General features: G+C 40.4%; 18 protein-coding genes. 5 read left to right on the top strand and 13 right to left on the bottom strand.

Annotated features, from left to right (window positions below; translation table 11 throughout):
• The first annotated feature begins 6 nt into the window (after window positions 1–6).
• From HMPREF2957_RS01450 to nusB, 5 genes are all read left to right on the top strand, one after another.
• On the top strand, window positions 7–993 hold the full coding sequence (locus tag HMPREF2957_RS01450; RefSeq protein WP_070677060.1) for a zinc-ribbon domain-containing transport protein: 987 nt from the start codon (window positions 7–9) through the stop codon (window positions 991–993).
• 9 nt (window positions 994–1,002) lie between these two features.
• The gene (locus HMPREF2957_RS01445) at window positions 1,003–2,352 is read left to right on the top strand and encodes an SPFH domain-containing protein (protein ID WP_070677059.1); all 1,350 of its coding nucleotides are present in this window, start codon (window positions 1,003–1,005) and stop codon (window positions 2,350–2,352) included.
• 80 nt (window positions 2,353–2,432) lie between these two features.
• Window positions 2,433–2,993, top strand: coding sequence for an elongation factor P (gene efp, locus HMPREF2957_RS01440; protein ID WP_004251910.1), 561 nt, complete (start codon window positions 2,433–2,435; stop codon window positions 2,991–2,993).
• A 21-nt stretch (window positions 2,994–3,014) separates the two neighbouring features.
• Entirely contained in the window at window positions 3,015–3,404 is a 390-nt protein-coding gene (locus HMPREF2957_RS01435) for an Asp23/Gls24 family envelope stress response protein (RefSeq protein WP_004251907.1), read from the top strand.
• Window positions 3,397–3,819 (top strand): transcription antitermination factor NusB, encoded by a 423-nt coding sequence (gene nusB, locus HMPREF2957_RS01430; protein ID WP_004251901.1) that lies wholly within the window; start codon window positions 3,397–3,399, stop codon window positions 3,817–3,819. Before HMPREF2957_RS01435 ends, nusB begins: the two co-directional genes overlap by 8 nt.
• Before the next feature lie 53 nt (window positions 3,820–3,872).
• Here the strand turns inward: nusB and HMPREF2957_RS01425 are convergent, their stop codons facing one another.
• From HMPREF2957_RS01425 to HMPREF2957_RS01365, 13 genes are all read right to left on the bottom strand, one after another.
• Window positions 3,873–4,598: a CPBP family intramembrane glutamic endopeptidase gene (locus tag HMPREF2957_RS01425; protein WP_070677058.1), complete on the bottom strand. Its 726-nt coding sequence runs from the start codon at window positions 4,596–4,598 to the stop codon at window positions 3,873–3,875.
• Window positions 4,599–4,757: 159 nt separating this feature from the next.
• Window positions 4,758–5,525, bottom strand: a complete 768-nt coding sequence (locus tag HMPREF2957_RS01420; RefSeq protein WP_004251895.1) for an acetyl-CoA carboxylase carboxyl transferase subunit alpha — start codon at window positions 5,523–5,525, stop codon at window positions 4,758–4,760.
• Window positions 5,525–6,388, bottom strand: coding sequence for an acetyl-CoA carboxylase, carboxyltransferase subunit beta (gene accD, locus HMPREF2957_RS01415; protein WP_070677057.1), 864 nt, complete (start codon window positions 6,386–6,388; stop codon window positions 5,525–5,527). The genes HMPREF2957_RS01420 and accD overlap by 1 nt, the downstream gene beginning before the upstream one ends.
• Before the next feature lie 32 nt (window positions 6,389–6,420).
• Window positions 6,421–7,788, bottom strand: a complete 1,368-nt coding sequence (gene accC / locus HMPREF2957_RS01410) for an acetyl-CoA carboxylase biotin carboxylase subunit (RefSeq protein ID WP_070677056.1) — start codon at window positions 7,786–7,788, stop codon at window positions 6,421–6,423.
• An 11-nt stretch (window positions 7,789–7,799) separates the two neighbouring features.
• Window positions 7,800–8,222, bottom strand: coding sequence for a 3-hydroxyacyl-ACP dehydratase FabZ (gene fabZ / locus HMPREF2957_RS01405; RefSeq protein WP_000565515.1), 423 nt, complete (start codon window positions 8,220–8,222; stop codon window positions 7,800–7,802).
• A complete protein-coding gene (gene accB, locus HMPREF2957_RS01400; protein ID WP_070677055.1) occupies window positions 8,219–8,701 on the bottom strand; it encodes an acetyl-CoA carboxylase biotin carboxyl carrier protein in 483 nt (160 codons plus the stop codon). The genes fabZ and accB overlap by 4 nt, the downstream gene beginning before the upstream one ends.
• A gap of 2 nt (window positions 8,702–8,703) precedes the next feature.
• Window positions 8,704–9,939: a beta-ketoacyl-ACP synthase II gene (gene fabF, locus HMPREF2957_RS01395; RefSeq protein WP_070677054.1), complete on the bottom strand. Its 1,236-nt coding sequence runs from the start codon at window positions 9,937–9,939 to the stop codon at window positions 8,704–8,706.
• 22 nt (window positions 9,940–9,961) lie between these two features.
• Complete coding sequence (fabG, locus tag HMPREF2957_RS01390; RefSeq protein WP_049494243.1) at window positions 9,962–10,696, bottom strand: 3-oxoacyl-[acyl-carrier-protein] reductase; 735 nt, start codon at window positions 10,694–10,696, stop codon at window positions 9,962–9,964.
• A gap of 31 nt (window positions 10,697–10,727) precedes the next feature.
• The gene (fabD, locus tag HMPREF2957_RS01385) at window positions 10,728–11,648 is read right to left on the bottom strand and encodes an ACP S-malonyltransferase (protein ID WP_049494244.1); all 921 of its coding nucleotides are present in this window, start codon (window positions 11,646–11,648) and stop codon (window positions 10,728–10,730) included.
• Window positions 11,641–12,615, bottom strand: coding sequence for an enoyl-[acyl-carrier-protein] reductase FabK (fabK, locus tag HMPREF2957_RS01380; RefSeq protein WP_004251880.1), 975 nt, complete (start codon window positions 12,613–12,615; stop codon window positions 11,641–11,643). The genes fabD and fabK overlap by 8 nt, the downstream gene beginning before the upstream one ends.
• 116 nt (window positions 12,616–12,731) lie before the next feature.
• The gene (locus HMPREF2957_RS01375; protein WP_000257840.1) at window positions 12,732–12,956 is read right to left on the bottom strand and encodes an acyl carrier protein; all 225 of its coding nucleotides are present in this window, start codon (window positions 12,954–12,956) and stop codon (window positions 12,732–12,734) included.
• A gap of 58 nt (window positions 12,957–13,014) precedes the next feature.
• A complete protein-coding gene (locus HMPREF2957_RS01370) occupies window positions 13,015–13,989 on the bottom strand; it encodes a beta-ketoacyl-ACP synthase III (protein WP_070677053.1) in 975 nt (324 codons plus the stop codon).
• On the bottom strand, window positions 13,989–14,423 hold the full coding sequence (locus tag HMPREF2957_RS01365) for a fatty acid biosynthesis transcriptional regulator FabT (protein ID WP_070677052.1): 435 nt from the start codon (window positions 14,421–14,423) through the stop codon (window positions 13,989–13,991). Before HMPREF2957_RS01365 ends, HMPREF2957_RS01370 begins: the two co-directional genes overlap by 1 nt.
• Between the last annotated feature and the right edge of the window lie 39 nt (window positions 14,424–14,462).

The following is a 14,462-nucleotide window of genomic DNA, read 5'->3' as shown; positions in this document are numbered from 1 at the left end:
AGACATATGAAAAAGTTATATACTCTTATCGCTGCTTGCTTGCTTCTTCTCTTTGTAACTCCCCTACAATCCATCGATGCAGGTGTCGGCCATTCTCGAAGTGGTAGTTCTAGTCGCAGTAGCTCACGAAGTAGTAGCAGTTCTCGAAGTAGTAGCTCTAGCCGAAGCCGTTCAAGTGGTAGTTCTTCTTCTAGAAGCAGCTATCGTTCTGGCGGTAGTTACTCGAATTTGGGGGATTCTTTAAGCACTGGCATGAACATTCTGATTATGTTTGGTGTCGGAGGTTTCATACTCTTCATGCTTATCAAATATCTGAATGACCAGAATTCATCATCTGGTAAATCTTATGGAAGTTCTACTAGCTACCAACCACAACCAACTATCCATCGTCGAGTTGAAAATAATAGCCAAGCCATTGATCGACTTAGATACTATGATCCAAACTTTGATGCCTCTGCTTTCACTTCATGGGCTAAAGAAGTTTATATCCAGTTGCAGGCTGCTTGGACTAAAAAGGATTGGAACTTGGTGCGTTCTCTTGAAAGTGTTAGTCTCTATACTCAACACAGTGCTCAACTGGAAGACTATATCCAATCTCAAACAACGAATGTTTTGGAACGCGTTTACGTTGAAAATGTTCGAATTAAAGATTTCAATAGTAATCCAGATGGAAATGATACTTTAGTCGTTATCTTATCATCTACCTTACGAGACTATGTCATCGAAGATAAGACTCGTAAGGTTATTGAGGGAGACCCTCAACAAGATCTATTTACAGTTTATCAAATGAACTTCATCCGCAAACATGGCAGTCAAACTGAAAGCTCTGTCCAAGATGAAGCCGTTAGCGACCGCTGTCCAAACTGTGGCGCTCCACTGAAAATATCAGCTATCAGCAAATGTGACTATTGCGGATCTGATATCACCCGTAGTCCTAACCAATGGGTACTCGATACCTACGATGTTGTGGATGAAGACGAACTATATAATTAGGAGGAAATTATGGGATTTATTCGTGCCGCCCTTTCAGCTGGGCTAAATAGTTTTAATGATAGCAAATTCAAGGAAGCCGTTGTGCTTCCAGACCACGTTTCTTCAGATGTTATGGCCATCAAGGGGCAACTTCTTACAAAAGATCCTGACGGTAGTTCAAGACAAAGCAATCAAAATACAGGTCTTTTAACAGATGGTTCTGTTGTCATTGTCCCTCAAGGATATGTTGCCGTTCTTGTTAATAATGGTACCTTCCTAGGGGATGTCCTCGAAGCTGGAAGCCATGAATGGCGTGCAGGCGATAACGCTTGGCTTCTAGAAAAAGGCGGAATAAGAGGAACTTGGGAAAACTTCAAAAACCGCTTCTCATTTGGTGGACAAGTGGTTACCCGACAAGAAATCATCTTTATCCGCATGCAACCAATCGCAGGGAATAAATTTGGTACACAAAACGCTGTAGAATACTTCAGTGAACGTTACCAACAATTGCTCAATATTCGTTTTTACGGTTTATTTGATATCAAGATTTCTGACCCAGTACTTTTCTATGTCAGTTCCATCAGTCAACAAATTGAAGATCATAAACCATTTACACTCCAAGATATTGCTCAAGGAACTCTTCGACAAAATATTTCCCCTAAAATTGCAATCGCAATTGCCAAATTTACTAATGAGTACCGAGTTGATATCTATAGTCTAAATGCTAATCAAGATACCTTCAATGAAATCGCTAAACAAGAAGTCAATAAGGTATGGATTGGTCTTTACGGTATTGAAGCAACCAATATCCTTCTTGAGGATTTGAGCTACGACCAAGAAAGCTTAGAACTTGTTCGTAAACTTGATAGCGAACTCGTTGCTATGAAATACAATACCATCGAAATTGAAGAACGTCGTGCTCGTAACGAAGCTCTTATTGCTGCAGCCAATAACGAAGGTAATGGCAATGGTATGAACATGTTTATGGGTATGAATCTCGGTCAAACTCTCGGTGGTCAACTCACCCAACAAGCTCAACCTGTTAGCCCAAATCAAACAGTTCCCCCAGTACAACCCGCTGATCCAAACCAGGCTTTTACTCCGGTACAAACTGCAAGTCCTGAGCAAGCTGCTAGCCCACTAGAGACTATTAGCCCTGAACAACCCGCTAACTCAGTAGAAACTACTAATTCAGAAATGACAACTCCTGCACAAGAAACTACTACTCAAGAAGTCATAACTTCTGCAGAAGAATCTACTAGTCCTGAACAAACTACCAACTCTAAACAAACCGCTAATAAAAACTTCTACATCGAAGTCGATGGCAAGTACGTATTGGTAACCAAAGACGAAGAAGGAAACATCGTTCCTGTCAACTAATTTCACTTTCCTGATATTTGAGAAATCTTGCGACTTATGATACAATAAAGAGTAAATTATTTTATTAAAGAGGTAAAAACATGATCGAAGCAAGTAAATTAAAGGCTGGTATGACCTTTGAAACAGCTGACGGAAAATTGATCCGCGTTTTGGAAGCTAGCCACCACAAACCAGGTAAAGGAAACACTATCATGCGTATGAAATTGCGTGATGTCCGTACTGGTTCAACATTTGAAACTAGCTACCGTCCAGAGGAAAAATTTGAACAAGCGATTATCGAAACTGTGCCAGCACAATACTTGTACAAAATGGACGATACAGCTTATTTCATGAACACTGAAACTTACGACCAATACGAAATTCCTGTTGTAAATGTTGAAAATGAGTTGCTTTACATCCTTGAAAATTCTGAGGTTAAAATTCAATTTTATGGAACTGAAGTAATCGGTGTAACAGTACCTACAACTGTTGAATTGACAGTTGCTGAAACTCAACCATCTATTAAAGGTGCAACTGTTACCGGTTCTGGTAAACCAGCTACAATGGAAACTGGTCTTGTCGTGAACGTTCCAGACTTCATCGAAGCAGGACAAAAACTCGTTATCAACACTGCAGAAGGAACTTACGTTTCTCGTGCCTAATCTCTAGAAAGAGGTCATTCTATGGGAATTGAAGAACAATTAGGCGAAATCGTTATCGCCCCACGTGTACTTGAAAAAATCATTGCAATCGCTACAGCTAAAGTTGATGGTGTCCACTCTTTTTCAAATAAATCAGTATCTGACACCCTTTCAAAACTTTCACTCGGTCGTGGCGTCTATCTAAAAGAATCTGAAGAAGAACTAATAGCTGATATCTATCTCTATCTTGAGTATGGTGTCAAGGTTCCTAAGGTTGCAATGGCTATTCAAAAAGCTGTCAAAGATGCCGTTCGTAATATGGCTGATGTAGAACTCAATGCTGTGAATATTCACGTTGCTGGTATTGCACCAGATAAAACACCAAAACCAGCATTAAAAGATTTGTTTGATGAGGACTTCCTCAATGACTAGTCCATTATTAGAATCTAGACGCGAACTACGAAAATGTGCCTTCCAAGCACTGATGAGTCTTGAATATGGTTCTGATATTGAAACTGCTTGTCGCTTCGCTTATACTCATGATCGAGAAGACGACGAGGTAAAACTCCCTAGTTTCCTAATCGATCTTGTATCTGGTGTTCAAGCTCAAAAAGAGGAACTAGATAAACAAATCACTCAGCATTTAAAGTCTGGTTGGACGATTGAACGTTTAACCTTAGTTGAAAAGAATTTATTGCGTTTAGGAGTTTTCGAAATCACTTCCTTTGATACTCCTCAACTTGTAGCTGTGAATGAAGCTATTGAACTTGCAAAAAGCTTTTCAGATCAAAAATCAGCCCGTTTCATTAACGGACTGCTCAGTCAATTTGTAACTGAAGAAAATTAAATATAAAAAGTGTTTGATAGATATCAAACACTTTTTATTTGTCTCCTCAAATGCTATCTAAAAAAACGATTATAGATTAAATTAGAAAGCAACAACCAGATGAAATCTGCATGAATGAAAAAGTTAATAAAACTATGGCACAGGATGGTGATTTTTAAATTCTTTGTCCAACGGTAGACTAAAGCAAAGAAAAGACCGAAAAAACAATAAATCATCAAACTGATGGGGTCGCGATGGGACAATACCAAATGACTGAGCCCAAATATAAGAGCTGATAAGATGACATCCAAGTAGTATTTGGACTTAGGGAAAAAGGTATTCATAAAATAGCCTCTATGAACAATCTCCTCCAATATAGGCCCCAAAATGACAACGGAAATAAAAGAGAAGCAAGTCGTTAAAATAGTAGATTCACCACTGATGGATATGACTGAAAGAAGATCTTCAAAGATATAGTGATTATTAATGAAGCGACTAAACTGTAAGTGAAAAGCACTTAAGGACTGACGGACAAAATAAGTAGCCACTAGACTAACTACAAGGTAAAAGAATCTGGATTTTTTCGAGCCCCTTTTCTCAAAAATATAGAGCATTTTTTTCTTTTTAAGCCAATAGATAAATAGTCCTAAAAGAGCTAGTTGCTCTACTGCTACAATAATAGAATAGCCATCCATACCCCAGACAAACATCTTAGCCAGATAAAGACTACTGAAATCTAGTAGATAAATTGATAGGAATACCAGTAATGTATAGATTCCCAAATGACCTATTTTTTTCATACTCACTCCCAAAAAGCTTTGTTGACTTATTTTTATAGCACACGCATCTCTTGTTATATTAACAGATATTTTTACAAGAGTCAATTTTTCATTCTGAAATGTATTTTATAGAATCCAAAAAGCTAGAACTTATAGTTAGTTCTAGCTTTTTTATATTTCTTAGTATTTTCTAAAGCGTTGGTAACGTTCCTCAATGAGCTGCTCTAGTGGTAGTTTACCAAGTTCATCAAGTTCTGCTCGGAGTTGTTCTTTGACTTGCTTGATCAGATCTTTACTTGATAGACCTACCTCAGAGATAACCTTATCAACAATTTTCATATCTAGCAATTCGAAAGAAGTAATTTTCATCAACTCTGCAGCTTCCATGGCACGACTGCCATCCTTCCAAAGAATAGACGCAAAGCCTTCAGGACTGAGAACTGCATAGATCGAGTTTTCTAACATCCAAACACGGTCAGCTACTGCAAGAGCTAAAGCCCCTCCTGAGCCACCTTCACCGATAATAATGGCAATAATTGGCACCTTAAGATCGCTCATCTCCATGAGGTTGCGAGCAATAGCTTCACCTTGGCCACGCTCCTCTGCTCCGACACCAGGATAGGCACCTGCCGTGTTGATAAAGGTTACAACAGGACGACCAAATTTTTCAGCCTGCTTCATCAAGCGAAGGGCTTTTCGATAACCTTCAGGATGAGGTTGTCCAAAGTTACGGTTAAGATTATCCTGTAAGCTTTTACCTTTTTGAATTCCAACAACAGTTACTGCTTGGTCTCCCAACCAACCGATACCACCAATAACAGCACCGTCATCTCGGAAAGAGCGATCACCATGTAGCTCTACAAAGTCATCAAATATTCCTGTTGCGAAGTCCAAGGCAGTTAAGCGGGTTTGTTCACGTGCTTCTCTGACGATTTTTGCAATATTCATCAACAATCCCCCTTATGTAACCTTACTAATCGAGCAATCATATCTGGCAATTCTCTCCGTTTAACAATCGCATCCACAAATCCATGTTCTAACAAAAACTCTGCCTTCTGGAAATCCTCTGGCAAATCTTCCCTTACGGTATTTTCAATGACACGACGTCCAGCAAATCCTACCAAACTTTGAGGCTCTGCCAAGATAATATCCCCTTCCATAGCAAAGGAAGCTGTAACACCACCAGTTGTTGGATCAGTAAGGATTGTTAGGTAAAAGAGACCTGCATTGGAATGACGTTTGACTGCTGCAGAGATTTTAGCCATCTGCATCAAACTCATGATTCCTTCTTGCATACGTGCTCCACCAGATGCTGTAAACAAGACGACTGGTAATTTTTCAGCTGTCGCGTATTCAAACAAACGAGTGATTTTTTCACCAACTACTGTTCCCATAGACGCCATGATAAAGTTAGAATCCATGATTCCAAGAGCAACTTTTTCACCCTTAATCAAAGCAGTTCCTGTAACAACAGCCTCATCAAGACCTGTTTTTTCACGCATAGAGGCTAATTTTTTCTGGTAGCCTGGAAATTCCAATGGATCTTGTGTCTCAATTCCTGTAAACATCTCTAGGAAGCTTCCCATGTCAATGGTTAAAGCAAGACGCTCTTGAGCTGAAATACGGAAGGTATAGCCACAGTGAGGACAACTACGGTCACTCCCCAAATCCTTTTGGTAAATGGTATGTTTACAACCTGGACATTTTGAGAAGAGTTCGTCTGGAACCTCAGGCTTGGCTTGGGGCTTTTCTCTAAGTGAACGATTGGGATTAATTCGTATATATTTATCTTTTTTACTAAATAGAGCCATACATCCCCCTTTTCAGTCTCATACTTTTTATATTATTCTTTTTCTTGATAGTGTGGTAAGAAAGTTTCCATCAAGAATGAAGTATCGTAGTCCCCTGCTATCACACGACAATCTGAAATCAAATCGAGTTGAAAATCAGCATTGGTGACGACCCCTTCAATTTCGAGTTCATAAAGAGCTCTTTGCATTTTCATGAGTGCATCAAAACGATTTTCACCATGAACAATAATTTTAGCAATCATACTATCATAGTATGGTGGAATGGTATACCCTGGATAAACTGCAGAGTCAACACGCAAGCCAACACCACCGCTTGGTAGATAAAGATTAGTAATCTTACCTGGGCTCGGTGCAAAATTAAAGGCTGGGTTTTCTGCGTTGATACGGCACTCAATAGCATGTCCTTTTAGAACAATATCTTCTTGTTTCAGAGTCAAAGGTTGACCTGACGCAATACGGATTTGTTCTTTAACAATATCCACACCAGAAACAAATTCGGTTACTGGATGTTCTACTTGGACACGAGTATTCATCTCCATAAAGTAGAATTTGCCACTTGCTTCATCTAGTAGGAATTCAATAGTACCAGCATTTTCATAACCAACAGATTCCGCTGCACGGACTGCTGCAGCACCAATTTCATTACGCAGTGTTTTCCCAATGGCAATCGAAGGACTTTCTTCTAAAACCTTTTGGTTATTCCGCTGAAGCGAACAGTCACGCTCACCTAGGTGAATAACATGTCCCATCTGGTCAGCAAGAATCTGTACTTCAATGTGGCGAGCAGGATAAATCACGCGCTCTAGGTACATAGCCCCGTTACCAAAGTTTGCTTTGGCTTCACTAGAGGCTGTTTCAAAGGCTGATACAAGATCTTCTGCCTTTTCAACCTTACGAATTCCTTTACCACCACCTCCAGCTGAAGCTTTCAGCATAACTGGATAACCAATTTTTTCGGCAACAGCTAGAGCCTCTTCTGCAGTATGAACTTCACCATCTGATCCTGGAATGACAGGCACGTTTGCCTTAATCATTTGAGCACGGGCGTTAATTTTATCCCCCATGATATCCATGACATGAGCTGATGGCCCGATAAATTTGATACCAACTTCTTCACACATGGTTGCAAATTTGGAATTTTCACTTAAAAAACCAAATCCAGGGTGAATAGCTTCAGCTTCAGTCAAGACCGCAGCTGATAGGATGGCATTGATGTTCAGATAAGATTCTGTAGCCTTGCCAGGGCCGATACAGATAGCCTCATCAGCCAAAAGCGTGTGGAGAGCTTCCTTGTCAGCAGTCGAATAGATAGCGACTGTTGCGATTCCTAACTCTCGTGCCGCACGAATAATACGAACAGCAATTTCACCACGATTGGCAATTAAAATCTTACGAAACATGGAAAACCTCCCTAGTTTCCAATAGCAAAGGTCAAAGTACCGCTTGCTGCAAGCTTACCATCTACTTCTGCCTTCGCTTCTACTACGGCGATTGTGCCACGACGTTTGACAAAAGTTGCTGTCATGACAAGCTGATCACCAGGAACAACTTGTTTCTTAAACTTAACCTTATCCATGCCAGCATAGAAGACAAGTTTCCCTTTGTTTTCAGGTTTAGACAATTCCAAAACACCCGCTGTCTGAGCCAAGGCTTCCATAATGAGGACTCCAGGCATAACTGGGTATTGAGGAAAATGACCATTGAAGAAAGGTTCGTTAATCGTCACATTTTTAATAGCAACAATTGTATCTTCACTAACTTCTAAGACACGATCTACTAAGAGCATGGGATAACGGTGTGGCAAAGCTTCTTTAATTCCTTGAATATCAATCATTTGATACGTACCAAGCCTTTCCCAAACTCAACCATTTCTTCATTTTCAACAAGAATTTCTGTTACAACACCGTCTTTAGGTGCTGGAATTTCATTCATAACTTTCATAGCTTCAATGATGACCAAGGTTTGTCCTTTTTTAACAGTATCACCAACTGAAACAAAATTAGGTTTGTCTGGTCCGGCAGCCAAATAAGCAACTCCGACAAGTGGACTTTCTACAAGGTCTCCTTCAGCTACAGATTCACTAGCGCTTGTTTCTGAAACTGCTTCTACAACTTGTGTTGTAGTTGGAGCTTGTGGTGCAACTGTAGGTACAGCTGCTGGAACTACAGGTTGAGGTGCTGGACTTGTTTCTGCCACAAGTTTCGCTTCATTCTTACTGAAGACCAACTCGTCCGTTCCATTTTTATAAGAAAATTCTTTCAAGCTTGACTGGTCAAATTGTGCCATCAAGTCTTTGATTTCATTTAAATTCATTTTTACTTATTCTCCCAACGTTTGAAAGCAAGAACTGCGTTATGCCCACCAAATCCAAAAGTATTTGAGATAGCATAAGGAATTTCATGTTCCAAGCCTTGTCCATAAATAACGTTTGCTTCAATGTAGTCTGACACTTCTGTTGTCCCAGCTGTCATTGGAACATAGTTGTTACGGATTGCTTCAATTGTTGCAATAGCCTCAACTGCACCTGCTGCACCGAGCAAGTGGCCTGTAAATGACTTGGTTGAAGATACAGGTACTTCCTTACCAAGAACCGCTACGATAGCACCACTTTCTCCCTTTTCATTAGCAGGAGTTGATGTACCGTGAGCATTGACATAAGCTACTTGGTCTGGTGTGATTTCAGCTTCCTCCAAAGCAAGTTTGATAGCTTTAATAGCACCTTGGCCTTCTGGATGTGGTGAAGTCATATGGTAGGCATCACAAGTGTTCCCGTAACCAACAACTTCCGCTAGGATAGTTGCTCCGCGTTTTTCAGCATGTTCTAAGCTCTCAAGAACCAACATCCCTGAACCTTCACCCATGACAAATCCATTACGGTCTTTATCAAATGGAATAGAAGCACGAGTTGGATCCTCTGTTGTTGAAAGAGCTGTTAAGGCTTGGAAACCAGCGATTGCAAATGGAGTAATTGAAGACTCTGATCCACCAACTAACATGATATCTTGGAAACCAAATTTGATAGAACGGAAGGCATCTCCGATAGCATCATTTGATGAAGCGCAAGCTGTGTTGATAGATTTACAGATACCATTAGCACCAAAGCGCATAGCTACATTTCCTGCAGCCATATTTGGCAAGGCTTTTGGAAGTGTTAATGGTTTAACTCGTTTTGGTCCTTTGTCGTGAAGTCGGAGGACTTGGTCTTCGATTTCTCTGATTCCACCGATACCAGATGCAACGATGACACCAAAGCGGTCTTTATCAAGTGCTTCTACGTCAAGATTAGCATGGTCAACTGCTTCTTGAGCTGCATACAAGGCATATAAAGAATAATCATCGAAACGATTGGTATCTTTTTTTACAAAATATTTGTCAAAAGGAAAATCATTAATCTCTGCTGCATTATGAACGTCAAAAGTACTGTGATCAAACTTGGTGATTTCACCAATCCCAATCTTTCCATTCTTTAAACTGTTCCAAAATTCTTCTGGCGTATTCCCAATTGGAGATGTTAATCCATAACCTGTTACTACTACACGATTTAGTTTCATTTTCATACCTCTATTTTAACTCTTATTGCATGGTAAGTCCACCATCAATTGCAATGACTTGTCCCGTTAGATAATCTTGGCTTGCAAGAAAGGCTGTGACCTCTGCCACTTGCTCAGCTTGACCAAATTGTTTCATCGGAATTTGTGCCAGCATGGCATCTTTTACCTTATCAGATAGGACTGCAGTCATATCTGATTCGATCATTCCTGGTGCAATGGCATTGACACGTACATTACGGTTGGCTACCTCACGTGCTACTGATTTGGTAAATCCAATTAGACCAGCCTTAGAAGCAGCATAGTTTGCTTGACCGATATTTCCCATCAAACCAACGACACTGGACATATTGATAATGGCCCCTTCACGAGCTTTTATCATCTGCTTCAAGACTGCTTGCGTCATATTGAAGGCTCCCGTTAAATTGACTTTCAAGACCTTCTCAAAATCTTCTTCTGTCATCTTCAGCATGAGAGTGTCTTGAGTAATCCCGGCGTTATTCACTAGGACGTCAACTGAACCTAGTCCTTCAATGGCTTGGTCCACCATTCGTTTTGCATCCGTAAAATCAGAAACATCACCAGAAATAGCAAGGACCTTCACCCCGTAAGGTTTAAATTCGTTTAGAAGCTCCTCGGAGATTTCACCACGACTATTCAAGACAACATTGGCTCCCAAGCTGGCAAATTTATGAGCAATGGCAAGACCAATTCCTCGACTTGAGCCTGTAATAAAGACATTTTTCTGTTCTAGTTTCATTTTTCTCCTTTCAGAACTTCTACCATTTTATCTAATTTTCTAAGAGTGCTTGTAAACTTGCTTGATCTTCCACATTTGCAAGTTGAGCAGTTTTATCAATCTTTTTAACAAATCCTGACAAGACTTTCCCAGGACCAATTTCGATAAAACGAGTCACACCAGCTTCTTGCATGACTGAAATGCTTTCATAGAAACGAACAGGTTCCTTGACTTGACGAGTCAAGAGTTCTGCAATTCGTTCTTTTTCCATGACTTTTGCTTCTGTATTACCAACAAGTGGACAAGCAAAGTCGTTAAACTCAACATCTTCTAGGACTTGAGCTAATTTTTGACTAGCAGGTTCCAATAAAGCTGTATGGAAAGGTCCAGAAACATTTAGCGGAATTAAGCGTTTTGCTCCTGCTTCTTGCAAGAGTTCAACTGCACGATCCACAGCAACCACCTCACCACCAATAACAATTTGACTTGGGGTATTGTAGTTAGCTGGAGTCACAACGCCAAGTTGAGAAGCTTCTTGACAAGCTTGTTCAATAACTTCAACTGGAGTATTGAGTACGGCTACCATTTTACCAGATCCAGCAGGTGCCGCTTCTTCCATATAAGCACCACGTTTAGCAACTAGAGCCACCGCATCTTCAAAATCCAAGGCGCCACTAGCTACAAGGGCAGAATATTCACCAAGAGACAGACCTGCCACTATATCTGGTTGGTAACCTTTCTCCTTTAGTAGTCGGTAAATGGCAACGGATGTAGCCAAAATAGCTGGTTGTGTGTAACGAGTCTGATTTAGCTTCGTTTCATCGTTATCAATCAAGTCACGAAGATTATAACCTAAGACTTGGCTAGCTTGGTCGATTGTTTCCTTGACGATAGCATATTGGTCGTATAGTTCACGACCCATTCCAAGGTACTGGGCTCCTTGACCTGCAAATAGAAAGGCTGTTTTAGTCATTTCTTGTAACTCCTGCCCAACGAGCGGCTTCTTTTTGAATTTTCTCAGCTGCACCATAGTAGATATCTTTTAAGATTTCTTCAACAGTTTCTTCTTTAGAAACCAAACCTGCAATCTGGCCGGCCATAACTGAACCACCATCCACATCACCATGGACAACAGCTTTAGCTAGAGCTCCCGCCCCCATTTGCTCAAAGATTTCCAAATCTGGATTTTCTTGTTTGAAGGCATCTTTTTCAGCTTGTTCGAAATCACGAGTCAATTGATTTTTGATGGCACGAACTGCGTGTCCAAAGTGTTGTGCTGAAATCGTTGTATCAATATCACGAGCTTTTAAAATTTTAGCTTTATAGTTTGGATGGGCGTTTGATTCTTTAGCAACTACAAAACGAGTTCCTACTTGCACAGCTTCCGCACCAAGCATAAATCCAGCAGCAGCTCCCTCACCATCTGCAATACCACCAGCAGCGATAACAGGAATTGAAACAGCCGCTGCAACTTGACGAACCAAGGTCATGGTTGTTAATTTACCAATGTGTCCACCGGCTTCCATACCTTCACAAATGACAGCATCTGCACCGATTTTTTCCATACGTTTAGCCAAAGCTACGCTAGGAACTACAGGAATAACGGTGATTCCTGCTTCATGAAATCGCTCCATATATTTACTTGGGTTTCCTGCACCAGTTGTGACTACCTTAACCCCTTCTTCAATCACAAGGTCCACAATATCATCAACAAATGGAGACAAGAGCATGATATTGACACCAAAAGGCTTGTCTGTTAAAGATTTAATCTTATCGATGTTGGCTTTAACCACTTCTTTAGGTGCGTTTCCTCCACCAATGATACCGAGACCACCAGCTTTTGAAACAGCTCCAGCCAAATCGCCATCTGCTACCCAGGCCATTCCACCTTGGAAGATAGGATATTTAATATTTAATAATTCAGTGATACGTGTTTTCATATTGCCTCCATAAGTCTTGCTTACGTAATAGTTCGACTTTATTATAATTTGACGGTCAAACTATTACCTAAACAAGAGGGAGCGGGTCTCCCCTACTCCTTCTTTATTTATTCTAATTATTTAGTTTGCTCTTCAACGTAAGCAACCAAGTCGCCAACTGTTTTCAAGTTGTCTTCAGCTTCGATTTGGATATCAAAAGCATCTTCGATTTCTGAGATTACTTGGAACAAGTCCAATGAATCTGCATCCAAATCATCAAAAGTAGATTCAAGTGTTACTTCTGATGCATCTTTTCCAAGTTCTTCAACGATAATTTCTTGTACTTTTTCAAATACTGCCATGATAGACTCCTTTAAAATAAATAGTTTTTTTATAACAATGTGATCACCACATGATTACCTAAATTGTAACAATAAGTGTGCCCCATGTCAAACCTCCACCGAAACCTGACAAGAGAATTTTTTGGCTACCATCCAAATGGATGAGCCCTTCTTCTACACACTCAGAAAGTAAAATCGGGATACTTGCCGCACTAGTATTTCCATACTTCATCATATTAGCAGGAAGCTTGTCACGATCGACACCGATTTTTCTAGCCATCTTATCTAAAATTCGAATATTAGCTTGATGAAGCAAGAGATAATCGAGTTCATCTGCTGATATTGGACTTTTTTCGATGGTCTGTTTAATAGATTTAGCCACGTCTCGAATTGCAAAGTCAAAAACTGCTCTCCCATCCATTTTCAAGAAAACATCTGGTTCTTCTTGAATCGAAAATGGTGAAATCAATCCTGTTTGTCCATAAGTGAGACACTCACCACGAGAACCATCGCTATTGAGACTTTCAGCTAAGAAATGTTTTTTGTCACTTGCCTCAAGTAGCACACCACCAGCTCCATCTCCGAACAAGACAGCTGTTGAGCGGTCAGACCAATCCAAAGATTTTGACATGGTCTCACTACCGATAACCAAACCCTTACGATATGTTCCTGAAGAAATGAACTTTTCTGCAGTTGATAGGGCAAAAACAAATCCACTACAAGCAGCTGTTAGATCATAGGCAAAAGCCTTATGAGCGCCAATCTTTGCCTGAACACGAGCTGCGGTTGAGGGCATCATCGAGTCAGGTGTCATCGTCGCTATAATGATGAAATCTAGCTCTTCAGCAGAAATCCCTGCCTTCTCTATAAGTTGTCTTGCAACCTCTGTAGCCAAATCTCCTGTTGATTCTGTCTTGGAAATATGGCGTTCCTTAATCCCTGTCCGACTTGAGATCCATTCATCACTCGTATCCATGACCTGAGCCAAGTCTTCGTTAGTGATAATCTGCTCTGGAGCATAATGAGCGACCTGGCTTATTTTTGCAAAAGCCATTACTTCAAATCCTCCAAAAAGTGATAAAGATTAGTTAGCCCTTTACCCATAACACTCATTTCTTCAGGACTCATGCCCTCGATAATTCTTTCGACCATGGCCTTATGGAAACGTTTATGGAGACGATGTACGAGGCGACCTTTCTTTGTCAAATGCAGATGCACTACACGACGATCTTTATCTGAACGGATACGTTCGATGTATCCTTTTCGTTCCAAATTGTTTAAACTCGTTGTCACAGTCCCTAGAGTTACCATCAACTCTTTGGACACTTGACTTGGAGTCACTTCTGGATACTTACCGATAACATCAATCGTGTGCATTTCTTTGATAGAGATGTCTTTGAAACGACTACCTCGCAAACTTACTTCCTCGATCACTAGGACGTTGTTAAAAATTGATGTTAAATAGTCATTGACTTGTTGGTAGTCCATTTCTCTTCCCTCCTTTATCAAAAAAAGTTTAATAATCAA

It is taken from the genome of Streptococcus sp. HMSC062D07 (genome assembly GCF_001814215.1).
GTDB classification, from domain to species: Bacteria; Bacillota; Bacilli; order Lactobacillales; family Streptococcaceae; genus Streptococcus; species Streptococcus infantis_I.
The sequence above is the reverse complement of the archived record's forward strand: the minus strand, read 5'-3'. Positions and strand labels throughout refer to the sequence as shown.